14 protein-coding genes are annotated in these 19,262 nt (G+C 71.7%); 5 read left to right on the forward strand and 9 right to left on the reverse strand.

The genetic code is table 11. The features are described from left to right. From mmsA to iolC, 5 genes are all read right to left on the reverse strand, one after another. Positions 1 to 984 (reverse strand): CoA-acylating methylmalonate-semialdehyde dehydrogenase (gene mmsA, locus DTB53_RS12275; RefSeq protein WP_112416008.1); only part of this gene is annotated, 984 nt, incomplete at its 3' end. A 57-nt stretch (positions 985 to 1,041) separates the two neighbouring features. Continuing rightward, complete coding sequence (iolD, locus tag DTB53_RS12280) at positions 1,042 to 3,069, reverse strand: 3D-(3,5/4)-trihydroxycyclohexane-1,2-dione acylhydrolase (decyclizing) (RefSeq protein ID WP_012380908.1); 2,028 nt, start codon at positions 3,067 to 3,069, stop codon at positions 1,042 to 1,044. Then, positions 3,066 to 3,977: a 5-deoxy-glucuronate isomerase gene (gene iolB / locus DTB53_RS12285; protein WP_012380907.1), complete on the reverse strand. Its 912-nt coding sequence runs from the start codon at positions 3,975 to 3,977 to the stop codon at positions 3,066 to 3,068. Before iolB ends, iolD begins: the two co-directional genes overlap by 4 nt. Beyond that, positions 3,974 to 4,885, reverse strand: coding sequence for a Cgl0159 family (beta/alpha)8-fold protein (locus DTB53_RS12290; RefSeq protein ID WP_012380906.1), 912 nt, complete (start codon positions 4,883 to 4,885; stop codon positions 3,974 to 3,976). Before DTB53_RS12290 ends, iolB begins: the two co-directional genes overlap by 4 nt. Then, positions 4,882 to 6,081: a 5-dehydro-2-deoxygluconokinase gene (gene iolC / locus DTB53_RS12295; RefSeq protein WP_042497162.1), complete on the reverse strand. Its 1,200-nt coding sequence runs from the start codon at positions 6,079 to 6,081 to the stop codon at positions 4,882 to 4,884. Before iolC ends, DTB53_RS12290 begins: the two co-directional genes overlap by 4 nt. A gap of 134 nt (positions 6,082 to 6,215) precedes the next feature. Between iolC and DTB53_RS12300 the strand changes: the two genes are divergently transcribed. Both DTB53_RS12300 and DTB53_RS12305 read left to right on the forward strand, forming a co-directional pair. Beyond that, positions 6,216 to 7,142, forward strand: a complete 927-nt coding sequence (locus tag DTB53_RS12300; RefSeq protein ID WP_012380904.1) for a sugar phosphate isomerase/epimerase family protein — start codon at positions 6,216 to 6,218, stop codon at positions 7,140 to 7,142. Between the two features lie 228 nt (positions 7,143 to 7,370). Continuing rightward, positions 7,371 to 7,562 (forward strand): helix-turn-helix transcriptional regulator, encoded by a 192-nt coding sequence (locus DTB53_RS12305; RefSeq protein ID WP_003969083.1) that lies wholly within the window; start codon positions 7,371 to 7,373, stop codon positions 7,560 to 7,562. A 43-nt stretch (positions 7,563 to 7,605) separates the two neighbouring features. Here the strand turns inward: DTB53_RS12305 and DTB53_RS12310 are convergent, their stop codons facing one another. Beyond that, positions 7,606 to 8,358, reverse strand: a complete 753-nt coding sequence (locus tag DTB53_RS12310) for a class I SAM-dependent methyltransferase (RefSeq protein WP_012380903.1) — start codon at positions 8,356 to 8,358, stop codon at positions 7,606 to 7,608. 229 nt (positions 8,359 to 8,587) lie between these two features. Then, entirely contained in the window at positions 8,588 to 10,891 is a 2,304-nt protein-coding gene (locus DTB53_RS12315; RefSeq protein WP_012380902.1) for an MMPL family transporter, read from the reverse strand. A gap of 158 nt (positions 10,892 to 11,049) precedes the next feature. Between DTB53_RS12315 and DTB53_RS12320 the strand changes: the two genes are divergently transcribed. From DTB53_RS12320 to DTB53_RS12330, 3 genes are all read left to right on the forward strand, one after another. Next, positions 11,050 to 11,772, forward strand: coding sequence for a TetR/AcrR family transcriptional regulator (locus tag DTB53_RS12320; protein WP_012380901.1), 723 nt, complete (start codon positions 11,050 to 11,052; stop codon positions 11,770 to 11,772). 166 nt (positions 11,773 to 11,938) lie between these two features. Next, positions 11,939 to 12,256 (forward strand): heavy-metal-associated domain-containing protein, encoded by a 318-nt coding sequence (locus tag DTB53_RS12325; RefSeq protein WP_012380900.1) that lies wholly within the window; start codon positions 11,939 to 11,941, stop codon positions 12,254 to 12,256. A gap of 101 nt (positions 12,257 to 12,357) precedes the next feature. Next, the gene (locus tag DTB53_RS12330; protein ID WP_012380899.1) at positions 12,358 to 14,781 is read left to right on the forward strand and encodes a heavy metal translocating P-type ATPase; all 2,424 of its coding nucleotides are present in this window, start codon (positions 12,358 to 12,360) and stop codon (positions 14,779 to 14,781) included. Between the two features lie 663 nt (positions 14,782 to 15,444). Here the strand turns inward: DTB53_RS12330 and DTB53_RS12335 are convergent. Beyond that, positions 15,445 to 16,743, reverse strand: a complete 1,299-nt coding sequence (locus DTB53_RS12335; protein ID WP_003969077.1) for a citrate synthase — start codon at positions 16,741 to 16,743, stop codon at positions 15,445 to 15,447. A gap of 214 nt (positions 16,744 to 16,957) precedes the next feature. Beyond that, a complete protein-coding gene (gene recD2, locus DTB53_RS12340; protein WP_003969076.1) occupies positions 16,958 to 19,183 on the reverse strand; it encodes an SF1B family DNA helicase RecD2 in 2,226 nt (741 codons plus the stop codon). Positions 19,184 to 19,262: the final 79 nt, after the last annotated feature.

Genomic DNA, 19,262 nt, shown 5'->3' on the forward strand with positions numbered 1-19,262 from the left:
GGCCGCGGTGATCAGCGGGCCCATCTCGGAGGCGGGGTCGTTGCCGGGGCCGATCTTGATCTTCTCAGCGCGCTCGCGGATCTTGGCGACCAGCTCGTCGCCGATCGCGCCGACCGCGACGACGGCGGAGATCGCCATGCAGCGTTCGCCCGCGGAGCCGTACGCCGCCGAGACCGCGGCGTCGGCGGCGGCGTCCAGGTCGGCGTCCGGGAGGACCAGCATGTGGTTCTTGGCGCCGCCGAGCGCCTGGACGCGCTTGCCGTTGGCGGAGGCCGTGGCGTGGATGTAGCGGGCGATGGGGGTGGAGCCGACGAAGGAGACGGCGGCCACGTCGGGGTGGTCGAGCAGGGCGTCCACCGCGACCTTGTCCCCGTGGACGACGTTGAGGACGCCGTCCGGGAGGCCGGCCTCGGCCGCCAGCTCGGCCAGCAGGTTGGCGGCCGAGGGGTCCTTCTCGCTGGGCTTCAGCACGAAGGTGTTGCCGCAGGCGATGGCCAGCGGGAACATCCACATCGGCACCATGGCAGGGAAGTTGAACGGGGTGATGCCCGCGACGACGCCGAGCGACTGGCGGATCGAGGAGACGTCGACCCGGCTGGACACCTGGGTGGACAGCTCGCCCTTGAGCTGGGTGGTGATCCCGCACGCCAGCTCGACGATCTCCAGGCCCCGGGCGACCTCGCCCAGCGCGTCCGAGTGCACCTTGCCGTGCTCGGCGGTGATCAGCGCGGCGATGTCGTCGCGGTGGGCGTCGAGGAGCGCGCGGTAGCGGAAGAGGACGGTGGTGCGCTGGGCGAGCGAGGAGGTGCCCCAGGTGGCGTACGCGGTCTTCGCCGCCGCCACGGCCGCGTCGACCTCCTCCGCGGAGGCCAGCGCGACCTGCGTGGTGACCGCGCCGGTGGCCGGGTCGGTGACGGGACCGTACTGGCCCGACGTGCCCTCCACGGTCTTGCCGCCGATCCAGTGGTTGACGGTCTTCGTCATGACGTACTCCTTCAGGCTTCTGGCCGCTCAGGCCGTTCGAGCGGCTTCAGGCGGTCTTCACAGGTGGCGGCGTCGGGCGGCGACCTGCCGGTCGTACTCCTCCCGGGCCTTGACCGCCGCCGGCCGGCTCGCGGTCTCGGCCACCGGAACATCCCACCACGCCTGTGCCGGAGGGGGGCCCGACACTGTGTCGGGCGTTTCGGTCTCGACGTAGACACAAGTGGGGCCCTCCGCGTCCCGGGCCTCGGAGAGTGCGGTGCGCAGGTCGTCGACGGTGGTGGCGCGCAGGACGCGCAGGCCGAGGGAGGCCGCGTTGGCGGCCAGGTCGACGGGGAGCGGCGGGCCGGTGAAGCCGCCGTCGGCGTCCCGGTGGCGGTAGGCCGTGCCGAAGCCTTCGGCGCCGACCGCCTCGGAGAGCCCGCCGATGGAGGCGTACCCGTGGTTCTGGAGGATCAGCAGCTTCAGCGGCAGGTTCTCCTGGACGGCGGTGACGATCTCGGTGGGGTTCATGAGGTACGTGCCGTCGCCGACGAGCGCCCAGACGGGGCGGCGCGGCCGGTGCGGGCCGCCCCGGGCCCCGTCGGCGAGCAGGACGCCGATCGCGGCGGGGATCTCGTAGCCCATGCAGGAGTAGCCGTACTCGACGTGGTACTGGTCGGGGGAGCGGGTGCGCCAGAGCTTGTGCAGGTCGCCGGGGAGGGAGCCCGCGGCGTTGACGATGATGTCGTCCTCGGTGACCAGGGCGTCCAGCAGGCCGAGGACCTGGGTCTGGGTGGGGCGCGCGGTGGGGTCGGGGGTGGCGAAGGATGCTTCGACCCGTTCCTCCCACGCCTCCTTCGCGCCGGTGTACTCCGTCTCGTACGCCGGGTCGACCCGGTAGCCGCGTCCGGCGAGCTGTGCCGTGAGCGCCTCCAGTCCGGTGCGGGCGTCGGCGACCAGGGGGAGGGCGGCCAGCTTGTGGGCGTCGAAGCCGGCGATGTTGAGGTGGAGGAAGCGGACCGACGGGTTGGCGAAGAGGGTGCCGGAGGCGGTGGTGAAGTCGGAGAAGCGGGTGCCGACGCCGATCACCAGGTCGGCGGTGCGGGCCAGTTCGTCGGCGGTGGCGGTGCCGGTGTGGCCGATGCCCCCGACGTCGGCCGGGTGGTCGTGGCGGAGCGCTCCCTTGCCCGCCTGGGTCGCGGCGACCGGGATGCGGGTGGCGGCGGTGAACGCGGCGAGCGTCTCCTCGGCGGCGCTGTGCCGGACCCCGCCGCCCGCGACGATCAGGGGACGGCGGGCGGAGCGGATCGCCCGTACCGCCGTCTCCAGCTCGTACGTGTCGGGCGCGGGCCTGCGGACGTGCCAGTCGCGCTCGGCGAAGAACTCCTCCGGCCAGTCGTACGCCTCCACCTGCACGTCCTGCGGCAGCGCGAGCGTGACGGCCCCGGTCTCGGCCGGGTCGGTGAGGACCCGCATCGCCTGGAGGGCCGCCGGGATCAGCGCCTCGGGCCGGGTGATCCGGTCGAAGTAGCGCGAGACGGGGCGCAGACAGTCGTTGACGGACACGTCGCCGGCGTAGGGGACTTCGAGCTGCTGGAGTACGGGGTCGGCGGGGCGGGTCGCGAAGGTGTCACCGGGCAGCAGGAGGACGGGCAGGCGGTTGATCGTCGCGAGGGCGGCCCCGGTGACGAGGTTGGTGGCCCCCGGGCCGATGGACGTGGTCACCGCGTGCGCGGAGAGCCGCCCCGACTGGCGGGCGTATCCGACGGCCGCGTGCACCATGGCCTGTTCGTTGCGGCCCTGGAGGTAGGGCATGCGGTGCGCGGCCCCGGCACCACTGTGGCCGTTCGCGTTGCCGTTCGCGCCGCCGCCGTTCCCGTCGCCGTTTCCGCGCGGGCCCGCCTCGACGAGCGCCTGGCCGATGCCCGCGACGTTCCCGTGCCCGAAGATGCCCCAGGTGGCGCTGATGAGCCGCTGCCGACGGCCGTCGCGCTCGGTGTACTGCCGGGCCAGGAAGGCGACCAGGGCCTGAGCGGTGGTCAGCCGGCGGGTGGGGCCGTGGGCGTTCGCGGAAGGTGCCGTGCGGGCGGGACTCGTCGGGCTCAAGGCGTTACCTCCGGGCCGGGCGACGGATGCGCCGTGTACAGCGGGAGTCTGGCGTCGATCGGCTCGCCCGGCCAGGTGTCGCGGATCCATCGGTGGTCGGGATGGTCGCGGATCAGCCAGGCGCGCTCCTCCCCCGGCCCGGCCATCACGTTCAGGTAGTACAGCGTCCGGCCGGGCGGGGCGATGGACGGGCCGTGCCAGCCGTCGGGGATGAGGACGGCGTCGCCGTCGCGCACTTCGGCGAGGACGTCCGTGCCGCCGTCGTGCGACGGGGAGACGCGGTGGTAGCCGATCCCGCCGTCCGCGACCTCGAAGTAGTAGATCTCCTCCAGTTCGCACTCCTCGCCCGGCACGTGCTCGTCGTGTTTGTGCGGCGGGTAGGAGGACCAGTTGCCGCCGGGGGTGAGCACCTCGACGGCGATCAGCCGGTCGCAGTCGAAGGTGTCGGCCGCGGCGAAGTTGTTCACCTGGCGCGAGCAGGTCCCGGAGCCGCGCAGCTCGACGGGTACCTCCGGCGCGGGGCCGTAGCGAGCGGGGAGTCGTCGCTCGCACTTCGCTCCTGCCAGGGCGAAGCGGCCACCTGCGCCGGAGGCGATCTGTGCGGGGGAGTCACGCGGTACGTAGGCGAAGTCGGAGACCCCGCTGAACACGCTCTCCCGGCCCAGCAGTTCAAAGGTCTCGCCTGCCGTACGCACCGTACATGCACCGGCCAACGGCAGGACGATCCATTCACTGCCGCCGGTGTCGAGCGTGTGAACACCTCCCGGTTCCAGCTCCAGCACCCGCAGGGCCGAACGCTCCCAGCCGGCCCGCCCGGGGTCGATGTCGACGGCGTACGCCCCGCGCGCTGCGCTGCCGGCCGGCAGGTGGTGGCGAGGGTGCGGCTGTTGCTGGTGATGCGTCGTCATGCCCCCTGCCTACCCGTACCGAGCAGCGATACGGCGGTGTCGACGGCACTCTTCACGTCCCCGTCGACCGGGTAGAGCAACGAGCGGCCCACGACCAGCCCCCGTACGGTGGGCAGCCGCAGCGCGTCGCGCCATTTCCCGTACGCGGCGTCCTGGTCGTGGCCGACCTCGCCGCCGAGCAGGACGGCGGGCAGGGTGGAGGCCTCCATGGCCCGGGCCATGGCGTCGGGGTCGTCGGTGACGGGGACCTTCAGCCAGGTGTACGCGGACGTCCCGGCGAGGCCCGACGCGATGGCGATGGAGGTCGTCACGGCTGCGGCGCCGAGGTCGTTGCGGAGGCGGCCGTCGACGCGCCGGCAGAGGAACGGCTCGACGAAGACCGGCAGCCGGTGCGCGGCCATCGCGTCGATGGTCCGGGCGGCGGCGTGCAGGGTGTCCAGCGAACCGGGGTCGTCGTAGTCGATGCGCAGGAGCAGCTTCCCCGCGTCGAACCCGTGGCGGACCAGGTCGTCGGGGCGGTGGCCGGTGAACCGGTCGTCGAGCTCGAACGCGGCGCCGGCGAGTCCGCCGCGGTTCATCGAGCCCATCACGACCTTGTCCTCCAGGGCCCCCAGCAGGAGGAGGTCCTCCAGGACGTCGGCGGAGGCGAGCACGCCGTCGACCCCGGGGCGGGAGAGGGCGAGGCAGAGCCGCTCAAGGAGTTCGAAGCGGTTGGCCATGGCGAGGGACCGGTCCCCCACGGCGAGCGCGCCGCGCGCGGGATGGTCCGCCGCGATGATCATCAACCGGTCGCCGGGGTGCCGGATCAGCCGCCGTCGTCTCCGTCGCGCGGCGGCCTCGGCCACGGCTTCGGGGCGCTCGGCGCGCAACCGCACGAGCGCGGAGAGGGAGGGCGCGAAAGGCGTCATGAGCCCGCTCCGGTCCCGGCGGCACCGGGCGCGGAGTCACCCGTCGGGGCGTCTCCGGTCCGGGAACCACCGGCCGGGGAATCACCGGTCCGGGAATCACCGGTCGGGGCGTCTCCCGACGAGGCGTCTCCGGGCGAGGCGTGTCCGGGCGGGGCATCGGCCGTGGTTCCGGAGGGCCCCTGGGCGCCGGGGGTCGTCCGAGGGCCCGGGTCCGACGTGACGGCCCCGGCCCTGACGGCTTCCTCGACCTCGTCCGGGAAGGGCATCGCGGACGAGCAGGCGAGCCGCGAGGCGACGATGGCGCCGGCCGCGTTCGCGTACCGCACGATGCGCTCCAGCGGCCACCCGGCGAGCAGCCCGTGGCAGAGCGCGCCCCCGAACGCGTCCCCCGCGCCGAGTCCGTTGACCACGTCCACCGGCAGCGGCGGGCAGTCGGCGGTGGTGCCGTCGCGGTGGACGGCGAGCACGCCCTTCGGGCCCTGTTTGACGACGGCGAGCTCCACCCCGGCCGCGAGCAGGGCCCGGGCCGCGGCGTACGGTTCGCGTTCGCCGGTCGCGATGCGGCACTCGTCGACGTTGCCGACGGCGACCGTCGCGTGGGCCAGCGCTTCGCGGTACCGCGCGGGCGCCTCGGCGCTGTCGTCACCGCCGTCCCAGAACATGGGCCGCCAGTCCAGGTCGAAGACGGTCGCCGTGCGGGGCGGGCCGGCCGGGCCGGTGGTGCGCGCCGCGAGTGCGGCCAGGGTGGCGGAGCGGCTCGGCTCGGCGCTGAGTCCGGTGCCCGTCATCCAGAAGATCCGGGCCTCGCGCACCGCGTCCAGGTCGAGGTCCGGCGCGTGGATCTCCAGGTCGGGGGCCTTGGGGTGACGGTAGAAGTAGAGCGGGAAGTCGTCCGGCGGGAAGACCTCGCAGAAGGTGACCGGGGTCGGGTACTCCGCCACGGTCGTCGCCCAGCGGGCGTCCACCCCGAACCGTTCCAGCTCCTGATGGAGATACGCGCCGAAGGCGTCCTGCCCGGTCCGGGTGATCACGGCCGTCCGCCGCCCCAGCCGGGCCGCCGCCACCGCGACGTTCGTCGGGGAGCCGCCGAGGAACTTGCCGAACGTCTCGACCCGGGCGAGCGGTACCCCGATCTCCAGCGGGTAGAGGTCCACCCCGATCCGCCCCATGGTGATCACGTCGTACGGCTCAGGCATGCCCATCCCTTCGACCCGCCGGTGGCCGGCTGGGTCCCAGGTGTAGCCCCCTCCCGGGAACCCTGTCAACATTTTGTCCGGACATTCGGACGAACCCTTGACACTCTTCCGCACGGCCCGTGAGGCTGGGCGTTATGACCCCCTCCGTCCGCTCCCCGGCCCGCATCCGTATCGGCTCGGCCCCCGACTCCTGGGGTGTGTGGTTCCCCGACGACCCGAAGCAGGTGCCGTGGCAGCGCTTCCTCGACGAGGTGGCCGAGGCCGGGTACGCGTGGATCGAACTCGGCCCGTACGGCTATCTGCCCACCGACCCGGCGCGGCTGGCCGACGAGACCCGCGCGCGGGGGCTGAGGGTCTCCGCCGGGACCGTGTTCACCGGACTGCACCACGGCCCTGACGTCTGGGACCGGACGTGGGCGCATGTCGCGGACATCGCCGGACTGACCCAAGCCATGGGCGCCGAGCACCTGGTCGTCATCCCCTCCTTCTGGCGCGACGACAAGACGGGCGAGGTGCTGGAGGACAGGGCGCTCACCCCGGCGCAGTGGCGTGAACTGACCGCTCAGACCGAGCGGCTGGGCCGGGAGGTCCGCGAGCGCTTCGGGCTGCGCATCGTCGTCCACCCGCACGCCGACACCCACATCGACACCGAGGAGAACGTCAACCGCTTCCTCGACGCCACCGATCCGGATCTCGTCTCCCTGTGCCTGGACACCGGGCACTACGCCTACTGCGGGGGCGACAGCCTCAAGCTCATCGAGACGTACGGGGAGCGCATCGGCTACCTCCACCTCAAGCAGGTCGATCCGGAGATCCTGGCGACGGTGGTGGCGGACGAGGTGCCGTTCGGGCCGGCGGTGGCCCGGGGGGTGATGTGCGAGCCGCCCGGCGGGGTCCCCGCACTGGAACCGGTGCTGGAAGCCGCCCGGGCCCTGGACGTCGACCTGTTCGCGATCGTGGAGCAGGACATGTATCCCTGCCCGCCGGACAAGCCGCTCCCCATCGCGCGCCGCACCCGGGAGTTCCTCCGCTCCTGCGGAAGGCCCGGCGCAACGGCCTGAGCCCGTCGGCGCTTCGGGCTCGGCCGCGGGACCCGTTTCACCCGTTCTGCTACAGCGGTCATCATTTCGGCGCACATATCTCGGTTACGCGTGGTTTCTGTCACAGCCGGTCGACAGCTCCGCGCCGCCTGCCGTCCGAGTCGGCCCGGCCGAGCACAGGCTGAGTGGTCGTCAGCCTGCGCCGCGGAGCGCAGCAGAGCCGGAGAAGCGCTGAGAGAGGTGTCACCGATGACCGACGGAACGCTCTGGTCCTACAAGGACATTGCCGCGCACATCCAGGTCCAGCCGGACACCGTCCGCTCCTATCGCAAGCACGGGCTCCTGCCCCCGCCCGACCAGGTGAGGAACGGGAAGCCGTACTGGTACGGAGACACCATCCGCGCCTGGGTCGCCTCCCGCCCCCGCAACCGGAGCCGCTGACCTCCGGTCCCGCACGGCGGCCCCGCCCTCCGGGGCCGCCCCGTCAGCTCCGGGCGGGCGCCCGGAAGAGGGCCGTCCAGAGGAACGGCTCCCCGAAGACCGGGGATTCGGGGGCCTCGTCGTTCATCCGGCGCAGCTCGATCTCCGTCAGCCCGGAGAAGACGTGACGCAGTTCGTCGTCCGTGTAGGCGAGCCCGCCGTGCAGACCGCCCGTCAGATAGAGCTCGGCGTCGGGCAGCTCCGAGCCCATCCCGCCCTCTCCGGCGGCGAAGCAGGTGAGCGCGAAGTGGCCGCCGGGCGCCAGGCAGCGCTCCAGGAGGGCGAGATAGCTGATGCGCCGGTGGGGTGGCAGATGGTGGAAGCAGCCCGAGTCGTAGATCAGGTCGTAGGGGCCGGCGAGGGCGGCCCCCGCCGCCGTCAGGGCGAACGCGTCACCGTGGTGGAACCGGATGGTCCCGGCCCCCGCCTCGTCGGCCCGCTCCCGGGCCCAGGCCAGCGCCTCCGGGGAGAGGTCGACCGCGTCGACGTCGAAGCCGAGCGCGGCCAGACGGAGGGCGTTGCGGCCGGGCCCACAGCCCAGTTCGAGCGCGCGCCCCGGGGCGATCCGCCCCTGGCGGAGGTGGGCGTCGAGGTTCTCGTCGGGCTTCTCCGCGAAGAACGGGACCTCGCGTGAACGGTCCGCGTAGAACGCGTCCCACCAGGACGCCCCACCAGCCGTCCACCGGTCCGCCTCCGGGGCGAACAGGCCGTCCAGCAGAGCCAATACGTCATCGGTCGTCGATACGTTCCGGTGCATCCGGGCCCCCTTCTCCGTGAGGGAATTCTAGGCGGGATGGGCAGGAAAGCCCAGGTCAGAGGCGCTTTACCGATGCCGTCCGCGGGCCTGTGGAGACCCCCCGGCCGGCGGCCGGGCCCGGGCCCCGCCCATCATCCGTCCGTTGCCGGGCGGGCCCGCCCTGTCGCCTCCAGAGGGCATTCCCGGCTTCCCCGAGGACCCCTTTCCGGTCGACTTCGGTGTGAGGGTCTCAGCGTCGCGCCGGTTCGCCGATCTCCCTGCTCGCGCCCGAACCCTCCTCGTCCTCCGCGGTCGGTCGCGGGCCCGCCGGGCCTCCCCGGCCGGCCGGGTCCGGCACAGCCGGCGGGGCGACGGCCGAGGTCGCCTCCCCTTCGCTGAGGCCGAACCTGCGGTGGAAGGAGCCCAGGGGTGCGGGGGCCCACCAGGTGGAGGGGCCCATCAGCTTCATCACGGCGGGGACCAGCAGGCCGCGCACCACCATGGCGTCCATCAGGACGGCGAGGGCGATACCGAGTCCCAGCATCTTGGTGCTGGTGACCCGTGAGGTGCCGATGGCCACCATCACGACCGCGAGGATCACGGCGGCAGCGGTGATCAGCCCGCCGGTGTGCCGGAGTCCGAAGGTGACGGAGTGCTCGTGGTCACCCGTGCGGTCGTGCTCCTCCTTGATCCTGGATATCAGGAAGACCCCGTAGTCCATGGAGAGTCCGAAGGCGACGCAGAACATCAGGACGGGCAGGGTCGTCTCGATGTCGCCCGTGCTGGTGAAGGCGAGCAGCCCGGAGAGGTTCCCGTCCTGGAAGACCCAGACCACCGCTCCGAACATCGCGGTCAGGCTGAGGGCGTTGAGGACGACCGCCTGGAGCGGGATGAGCACGCTGCCGGTGAGCAGGAACACCAGGAACAGGGTGACCACCACGATGATCCCCACCGCCCAGGGCAACCGGTCGGCTATGGCGTCCTTGGAGTCGACCAGGACGGCAGCCGTGCCCGTCACCGAGGTGTCGAGGGAGGCGGCGGAGGGCAGGGCCCTCAGGTCCCGTACGAGCTGCTGCGCCTTCTCGCCGACGGCTTCCCCCTCGGGCAGCACGCCGTAGAAGGCGACGGCATCCCCGGTGACCGGGCCGTCGACCCGCAGGACGCCGGGGAGCTGCTCGATCCGGCGCTTCAGCTCCGCGTACGCGGCGGGGGACCCCTGCCCCTCGGCCAGCACCTCCAAGCCGCCGCCGGGGCTGCCGGGGAACCCGTCGCGGAGGTGCTCCTGGACGATCCGGGACTCCGCTCCGGCGGGCAGCTGGCGGTCGTCCGCCGTGCCGAACCTGACTCCCAGGAAGGGCAGTCCGAGCAGCAGGAGCCCGACGGTGGTGACGACGGCGAAGACGGGCGCCCTGCGCATCACCAGCACGGCCAGCCGCGCCCATCCCCGGCCGGGCGACGCACCGGCGTCGGCGGGCCCCTTCTTCCGGCGGCGGAAGAGGCGGCGCAGGTCCAGGGAGTCGACCCGGTGGCCGAGCAGCACGAGGGCGGCCGGCAGCAGGATCAGGGCGGCAGCCGCGGCCAGGAGGACCACGGCGATCCCGGCGTAGGCGAAGGACCGCAGGAAGTACTGCGGGAAGACGAGCATGGCCGACAGGGACACCGCCACGGTCAGCGCCGAGAACAGCACCGTACGCCCGGCGGTCCGCAGCGTCGTGCCCACGGCGCTCCGGGGGTCCGCCCCGCCGGCCAGCTCCTCGCGGAAGCGGCGGACGATGAACAGGGCGTAGTCGATGGCGAGTCCGAGGCCGAGCGCCGTGGTGAGGTTCATGGCGAAGACCGAGACGTCGGTGAACTCCGTCAGGGCCCGCAGCACGGCGTTGGTGCCGAGGATGGCGACGATGCCGACACCGAGCGGCAGCAGCGCGGCGACGGCGCTGCCGAAGACCATGACCAGCAGGACGAGCGTCACCGGCAGGGCGATCAGCTCGGCCCGCAGCAGGTCTTCCTGGATGATCGTCTGCATCTCGTGCTGGACCGCCACCGGTCCGCCGAGGGAGACCGTCACCGGGCCCCGCTCCCCCGCGAAGGCCGGGGCCAGTCGGTCGAGGGTCTCGCCCGCGGTCTTCTCGTCGCCCCCGATCCGCGCGGCGATGACCGCCTCGTGACCGTCCTCGGAGCGCAGGGCGGGGGATCCGGTCTCCCAGTAGGACCCGACGCCCGAGATTCCCGGCTCGGCCTTCAGCCGCTCGACCAGGCGGGCGGCTTCGGCGGCCACCGCCGGGTCGTCGACGGACGCGGAGCCGCCGTCCACCAGCAGGAGCAGATTGGGCTGGGAGGCGGGGAACTCCCTCGCCAGCACCTCGGTCGCGTAGGTCGACTCGGCGTCGGGGGCCTGCCAGCCGCCGCTGCCCATCCGGTCCGCCACCCCGCTCCCGGCGAAGACGGCGAGCGCGGTGATCACCAGCGCGGCCAGCAGTGCGAACCGCGGCCGGGCGGTGACGAACCGGGTCCAGCCGCCGATCGGAGGCGGCGCGGAACGGTTGACTTCGGACATGGTGCGGTGTCCCCTTCACCGAGACCCGGGCGGCACAGGGCAGCATGGGTCGGTCATTGCCACTTACCCTGGCAAACACGAGTAGTCGCTCGCGTTTCACAAGAATGCGAGCGAACACTCGTGTTTGTCAATCGCATCACGAGAGCCGGGGATGGACCGTGTCGGAGGCCAAAGCCACCAAGGGCGCCACAGCGGGCGGAGCGGACGACGGAGCCACCGCGGACGCGGCCGACGGAACGCCGGGGTCCGCCCGCCCGCGCCGCCGCCAGGCGCGCGGCGAGGCCCGTATCGCCCAACTGCTCCAGGCCGCCGCCAGCGTCTTCTGCACCAGCGGCTACACCGCGTCGAGCACCAACGCCATCGCCCGCGAGGCCGGGGTGTCGCCGGGCACGCTCTACCAGTTCTTCCCGAACAAGGAGGCCATCGCCGTCGAGCTGGGCGATCAGCTGCTCAACCGCTGGCGGGACACCTACGGCGCCGCCTTCACCCAGAGCCACATCGAACTGCCGCTCGACCGCATGCTGGACGCCATCCTCGACCCGCTGATCGCCTTCAACTGCGAGAACCCGGCCTTCTCCGTCCTGATGCACGGCTCGGAGATCCCCGGCCGGATCACCGAGGAGCACGACACGCTGCACGCCACGATGCTGACGCGGGTCGAATCGGTGCTCGCCGGCTACCTCCCGGACGTGCCGGACGGCCAGGTCCACCGCATCGCGGACATGACCTTCATGATCTTCAAGGCCGGACTGGATCTGATCATGGCCCACGAGGGCGAGGAACGCGCGGCCTACGTCCGGGAGCTGAAGACGATCATGTTCCGCTACCTGGACCCCCTGGTGGGCGACGCCGTGCGGCACCGGACCCCGAACGCGCCGTAGGCGGCCCGCGCACACCGCGGACGGGCCCGGGACCGACACAGGGCGCCCCTGGATCGCTTTATACCCCCTAGGGGTATAGTGTGGTGACGTCGGAACGCAGGGAGCCCTCCGCGACCCCCTGCGCCCCGCCACGCCGCCGTAACGTGTTCGCGAAGAGGAGAACGTCATGACCGCCGAGACCGAGACCACCCCGTCCACCGGTTCCTGCTGCTCGCCCACCGGCTCCTGCCACGACGGCGCGGCCGACGTGCAGATCGAGCAGAGCGACTCGGTCACCACCGTGTACCAGGTCAAGGGCATGACCTGCGGCCACTGCGAGGGCTCCGTGTCGGAGGAGATCTCCGGCATCGCGGGCGTGACCTCGGTCGCGGCCGTCGCCGCCACCGGCCTGGTCACCGTCACCTCCAAGGCCCCGCTGGCCGAGGACGCCGTCCGCGCCGCCGTCGACGAGGCCGGGTACGAGCTCGTCAGCCCGGCCGTCTGACGACCTGTCGGAGCGGCAGCACCCCTTCGCCGTCGGGCCGTCTCCCACCAGCCGATACTGGTGGGGTACGGCCCGATCTGCGTTTCCCAGGAGTTCCGGACATGGCCAGCACAGCAGCAGCCGACTTCCCCACCGCCGAGGCGTCCGAGGCCGAGCTCATGATCGGCGGGATGACCTGCGCCTCGTGCGCCGCCCGCGTCGAGAAGAAGCTCAACCGGATGGACGGCGTCACCGCCACGGTGAACTACGCGACCGAGAAGGCCCGCGTCACCTTCGGGGAAGGCCTGGAGCTGGGGGACCTCGTCGCCACGGTCGAGAAGACCGGCTACACGGCCCGCCCCGTCGCCCGGCCGGAGCGGAGGGCGCCGACGCCGTCCGAGGCCACCGCTCCCCCGGCCGCCGCCCTCCCGAGCCCCGCTTCCCCGGCCGCCGTCCCGGCCCCGTACGCCGGCGAGAGCCGCCGCACGGACCCCGCCACGCCCCTCGACGCCACCCCCGCCGCGGGACCCGGGCCGGACCCGCGCTCAGCGGACCGGGACGCCGGGGCGGAGCAGGACGCCGCCATCGGCGCGCTCCGCCGGCGCCTGGTCGTCTCGGCCGTGCTGGCACTGCCCGTGGTCCTGCTCGCCATGGTCCCGGCCCTCCAGTTCGACTCCTGGCAGTGGCTGAGCCTCGTCCTCGCCGCGCCGGTCGTCGTCTGGGGCGGCCTGCCCTTCCACCGCGCCGCCTGGACCAATCTCCGGCACGGTGCGGCCACGATGGACACACTGGTCTCGCTCGGCACGCTCGCCGCGTTCGGCTGGTCGCTGTGGGCCCTCTTCTTCGGCGACGCGGGCATGCCCGGCATGCGCCACGGCTTCGACCTCACCGTCGCGCGGGCCGACGCCGGCTCGACGATCTACCTGGAGGTGGCGGCCGGGGTCGTCACCTTCATCCTGCTCGGCCGCTACCTGGAGGCCCGCGCCAAGCGGAGGTCGGGGGCGGCGCTGCGGGCGCTGATGGGCCTGGGAGCCAAGGACGTCGCCGTGCTCAGGGGCGGCCGGGAGGTCCGCGTCCCGGCGAGCACGCTCGTGGTCGGGGACCGTTTCGTGGTCCGGCCCGGGGAGAAGATCGCGACGGACGGGACCGTCGTCGAGGGCTCCTCCGCCGTGGACGCCTCCATGCTCACCGGCGAGTCCGTCCCCGTCGAGGTCACCACCGGCGACACCGTCACCGGAGCCACCCTCAACGCCGGCGGACGCCTCGTCGTCGAAGCCACCCGCATCGGCGCCGACACCCAACTCGCCCGCATGGCCAAACTCGTCGAGGACGCCCAGAACGGCAAGGCCTCCGCACAACGCCTCGCCGACCGCATCTCCGCCGTCTTCGTCCCCATCGTCATCGCCCTCGCCCTCGCCACCCTCGGCTTCTGGCTCGGCAACGACGCCGGACTCACCGCCGCCTTCACCGCCGCCGTCGCCGTCCTCATCATCGCCTGCCCCTGCGCCCTCGGCCTCGCCACCCCCACCGCCCTCATGGTCGGCACCGGCCGCGGCGCCCAGCTCGGCATCCTCATCAAGGGCCCCGAAGTCCTGGAGACCACCCGCCGCGCCGACACCATCGTCCTCGACAAGACCGGCACCGTCACCACCGGCCGCATGACCCTCCAGACCACCCACACCACCCACACCACCGACACCACCGAAGTCCTCCGCCTCGCAGGAGCACTGGAGAACGCCTCCGAACACCCCATCGCCCAAGCCGTCGCCACCGCCGCAGCCGCCACCACCGGCCCCCTCCCCACCCCCGAGGACTTCACCAACGTCCCCGGACTCGGCGTCCAGGGCACCGTCAAAGGCCACGCCGTCCTCGTCGGACGGCCCCGGCTGCTCGCCGACGCGGCGATCCCCCTCCCGCCGGTGCTGGAGGCCGCCCTGGCGGAGGCCGAGGAGCTCGGCCGTACGGCGGTCGTCGCGGCCTGGGACGGGGAGGCCCGGGGCGTGTTCGCGGTGGCGGACGCGGTCAAGGACAGCAGCGCGGCGGCCGTGCGCGAGCTGCGCGCCCTGGGGCTGAGGCCCGTGCTGCTGACCGGCGACAACCGGGCCGTGGCGGAGGCCGTGGCCCGCGAGGTGGGCATCGACGAGGTCCACGCGGAGGTGCTCCCCGAGGACAAGGTGAACGTCGTGAGGCGGCTTCAGGCCGAGGGCCGGGTCGTGGCCATGGTCGGCGACGGGGTCAACGACGCGGCCGCCCTCGCCGCGGCGGACCTGGGGCTGGCGATGGGCACCGGGACGGATGCGGCGATCGAGGCGAGCGATCTCACACTGGTTCGTGGAGATCTCAAGGTGACGGCTGACGCAATCCGCCTCTCCAGGCGTACGCTGGCCACCATCAGGGGCAACCTCTTCTGGGCCTTCGGGTACAACGTCGCGGCCTTGCCCCTGGCTGCAAGTGGCCTGCTCAACCCTATGATCGCGGGAGCCGCCATGGCGTTTTCGTCCGTGTTCGTCGTCACGAACAGTCTACGGTTGCGTGCCTTCACGTAACTTCCACAAAGAGATTTAGATCACACCGGTTTCAGGGTAACCATCCGGTGGGTTCGCGAGTCTTAGAGTGCGATGCCAAGGATGTCTTGGGGGACGTCCGATGGAGTGTCTTGGGGGACGCTCCTGTGGCAAGCGTTGGCCGGGGCACGTGCACCGGGGAGCTTTGAGCGGCCCTCCCGTGCGTACGTACCCCGGCGGACCGCAGCACAACAGAACAACGGGAGCCTCGGCTCCTTGCAGACGCCCGGCCGGATCCCGTGGGGGGAATCCGCTCCGGGATATGGGAAACGCCCTGACCGTCGACCCGTGGGGGGATCGGCGGCGGGGCGTTTCTCGCTTTCCGGCAAAGGGGCGCGACCGAGCCCCGCGCACAACACCGCAGGAGCCGCCGGCGCGACCGCCCAAGCCCTCCCCCGTGCGCACACCGCCCCGCCCAGGCCCCGTACGCGCGCCCGCGGCCCCCTTGAGCCGCCCACGCGTGAACACGGCCCCTCAGGCCCCGTACGGACGCCCGCGGCCCGGCTCAAGCCCCGTACGCACCCCGCGCGAAGCCCTCCACAAAGCCGAATCGCCCCGGACACCGCGCTCTGTGCGAAGCGCGGTACGCGGGGCGAAGGCAGTCGGCCGAAGAGGCCGGGCACTCCAGAGGGTCGTGCGGTCGGGTCAGCGGCCCTCGACCGGGACGAAGTCGCGCAGGACCTCGCCGGTGTAGATCTGGCGCGGGCGGCCGATGCGGGAACCCGGCTCCTTGATCATCTCGTGCCACTGGGCGATCCAGCCGGGAAGGCGGCCGAGCGCGAACAGCACGGTGAACATCTCGGTCGGGAAGCCCATGGCCCGGTAGATCAGACCGGTGTAGAAGTCCACGTTGGGGTAGAGGTTGCGCGAGACGAAGTAGTCGTCGGAGAGCGCGTGCTCCTCCAGCTTGAGCGCGATGTCGAGCAGCTCGTCGGACTTGCCGAGCGCGGACAGCACGTCGTGGGCGGCGGCCTTGATGATCTTGGCGCGCGGGTCGAAGGACTTGTACACCCGGTGGCCGAAGCCCATCAGGCGGACGCCGTCCTCCTTGTTCTTCACCTTGCGGATGAAGGAGTCGACGTCGCCGCCGTTGGCCTGGATGCCTTCCAGCATCTCCAGCACCGACTGGTTGGCGCCACCGTGCAGCGGGCCCCACAGCGCCGAGATGCCGGCGGAGATCGAGGCGAACATGTTCGCCTGCGAGGAGCCGACCAGACGCACGGTGGAGGTCGAACAGTTCTGCTCGTGGTCCGCGTGCAGGATGAGCAGCTTGTCCAGCGCCGAGACGACGACCGGGTCCAGCTCGTACTCCTGGGCGGGGACCGAGAAGGTCATGCGCAGGAAGTTCTCGACGTACCCGAGGTCGTTGCGCGGGTAGACGAAGGGGTGCCCGATCGACTTCTTGTAGGCGTACGCCGCGATCGTCGGAAGCTTGGCGAGGAGGCGGATCGTCGAGAGGTGACGCTGCTGCTCGTCGAACGGGTTGTGGCTGTCCTGGTAGAACGTGGACAGCGCGCTGACCACCGAGGACAGCATGGCCATCGGGTGGGCGTCGCGCGGGAAGCCGTCGAAGAACCGCTTGACGTCCTCGTGCAGCAGGGTGTGCTGGGTGATCTCGTTCTTGAAGGTCGCCAGTTCGTCGACCTTCGGCAGATCGCCGTTGATCAGCGTGTACGCGACCTCGAGGAACGACGAGCGCTCGGCGAGCTGCTCGATCGGGTATCCGCGGTAGCGCAGAATGCCCTGCTCACCGTCGAGGTACGTGATGGCGGATTTATAGGCGGCGGTGTTGCCGTATCCGCTGTCCAGCGTCACCAGGCCGGTATTGGCCCGGAGCTTCCCGATGTCGAAGCCCTTGTCGCCGACGGTGCTGTCGATCACCGGGTAGGTGTACTCGTCATCGCCGTACCGCAGTACTACAGCGTTGTTGGTGTGCTCGCTCACGTCATCCCTCACCGACGTAGTGCCTCTTCTTCGAGGTGCCCTGACTGTCTTCCACCCTCCCCCATTCGGCTCAGGAGAGTGCACTCGGGGTCGTCCATTGGACTCATGGGCGGCACTGAGTGCCGCCAACTTACTCATCCTGCCCCCTTGACTCCGGTTCCGGAAGACCTCCGTGATGTTTCCCACCGATTTGATCGATCATTTTTTCCACGGCTCACGCGAAGTCTTCTCCGGAGCCGCCCCGGAGCCGGAAATCCAGTGCCGTACAGCGCCTGCCTGCGGAAACCGTGCGGACCGCCTGACCGATCGCCTTACGGGACCCGACCAGCACCACCAGCTTCTTGGCCCGCGTCACGGCCGTGTAGAGCAGGTTGCGCTGGAGCATCATCCAGGCACTGGTGGTGACGGGGATGACGACGGCCGGATACTCGCTGCCCTGGGAGCGGTGGATGGTCATGGCGTACGCGTGGGCCAGCTCGTCCAGTTCGTCGAAGTCGTACCCGATCTCCTCGTCCTCGTCGGTGTGGACGGTGAGCCGCTGTTCGTCGACGTCGAGGCCGGTGACGACGCCGACCGTGCCGTTGAAGACGCCGTTCTCGCCCTTGTCGTAGTTGTTGCGGATCTGGGTGACCTTGTCGCCGACCCGGAAGACCCGGCCGCCGAACCGCTTTTCGGGGAGATCGGGACGGCCCGGGGTGATGGCCTGCTGGAGCAGCCCGTTCAGATTCCCCGCGCCCGCCGGACCCCGGTGCATCGGGGCGAGAACCTGCACGTCACGGCGGGGATCGAGGCCGAACTTGGCCGGAATGCGACGGGCCGCCACATCGACGGCGAGCTTGCCCGCGTCCTCGGTCTCGTCCTCCACGAAGAGGAAGAAGTCGCTGAGCCCCTCGGTGAGCGGCGGCTGCCCGGCGTTGATCCGGTGGGCGTTGGTGACCACGCCGGACTGCTGGGCCTGGCGGAAGATCCGGGTGAGCCGGACGGCGGGGACCGGGCCGCCCTCCGCGAGCAGATCGCCCAGCACCTCCCCCGCGCCGACCGAGGGCAACTGGTCGACGTCGCCCACGAGGAGGAGGTGGGCACCGGGTGCCACCGCCTTCACGAGCTTGTTGGCGAGCAGCAGGTCGAGCATCGACGCCTCGTCCACCACGACCAGATCGGCGTCCAGCGGGCGGTCCCGGTCGTAGGCGGCGTCCCCGCCCGGCTTCAGCTCCAGGAGCCGGTGCACGGTGGACGCCTCGGCCCCGGTCAGCTCGGAGAGGCGTTTGGCGGCGCGCCCGGTGGGGGCGGCGAGCACCACCTTGGCCTTCTTCGCCCGGGCCAGTTCGACGATGGACCGTACGGTGAACGACTTGCCGCAGCCGGGGCCGCCGGTCAGGACGGCCACCTTCCGGCTGAGCGCGAGCCGTACGGCCTGCTCCTGTTCGGGCGCGAGGGTGGCTCCCGTACGGGTGGCGAGCCAGGCCAGGGCCTTGTCCCAGTCCACGTCCCGGAAGGCCGGCATGCGGTCCTCGCCGGTCTTCAGCAGGCGGCGCACCTGCCCGGCGAGGGACAGCTCGGCACGGTGGAAGGGGACGAGGTAGACGGCGGTGATCGGCTCGCCGCCGTCGGGGGACGGCACCTTCTCCCGTACGACGCCCTCCGGGTCGGCGGCCAGCTCGGCCAGGCACTCGATGACCAGCCCGGTGTCGACCTGGAGCAGCTTGACGCCGTCCGCGATGAGCCGCTCCTCGGGGAGGAAGCAGTGCCCCTGGTCGGAGGACTGGGACAGGGCGTACTGGAGGCCGGCCTTGACCCGCTCGGGGCTGTCGTGCGGGATGCCGACGGCCTGGGCGATCCGGTCGGCGGTGAGGAAGCCGATGCCCCAGACGTCGGCGGCCAGCCGGTAGGGCTGGTTCTTCACGACGGAGATCGAGGCGTCCTCGTACTTCTTGTAGATGCGGACGGCGATGGAGGTGGAGACCTCGACGCTCTGGAGGAAGACCATGACCTCCTTGATCGCCTTCTGCTCCTCCCAGGCGGTGGCGATCATCTTGGTGCGCTTGGGGCCGAGGCCGGGGACCTCGACGAGGCGCTTCGGCTCCCGCTCGATGATGTCGAGGGTGTCGACGCCGAAGTGGGTGGTGATCCGGTCGGCCATCACCGGCCCGATCCCCTTGATCAGCCCCGAGCCGAGATAGCGGCGGATGCCCTGGATGGTGGCGGGCAGCACGGTGGTGTAGTTCTCCACGGTGAACTGCTTGCCGTACTGCGCGTGCGAGCCCCAACGGCCCTCCATCCGCAGCGACTCGCCGACCTGCGCGCCGAGCAGAGCGCCGACCACGGTGAGGAGGTCGCCCGCTCCCCGCCCGGTGTCGACGCGGGCGACCGTGTACCCGTTCTCCTCGTTGGCGTAGGTGATCCGCTCCAGGACACCTTCGAGGACGGCCATGTTGGACATGACCCGACGCTACCGGGTGCCGCTGACAGGGCGGTTCGCGGCCCGGGGCCCGTCACGGCGTGCGGAGGCGCGGAGGCCG

The organism is Streptomyces griseus, assembly GCF_900460065.1.
Taxonomy (GTDB): Bacteria; Actinomycetota; Actinomycetes; order Streptomycetales; family Streptomycetaceae; genus Streptomyces; species Streptomyces griseus.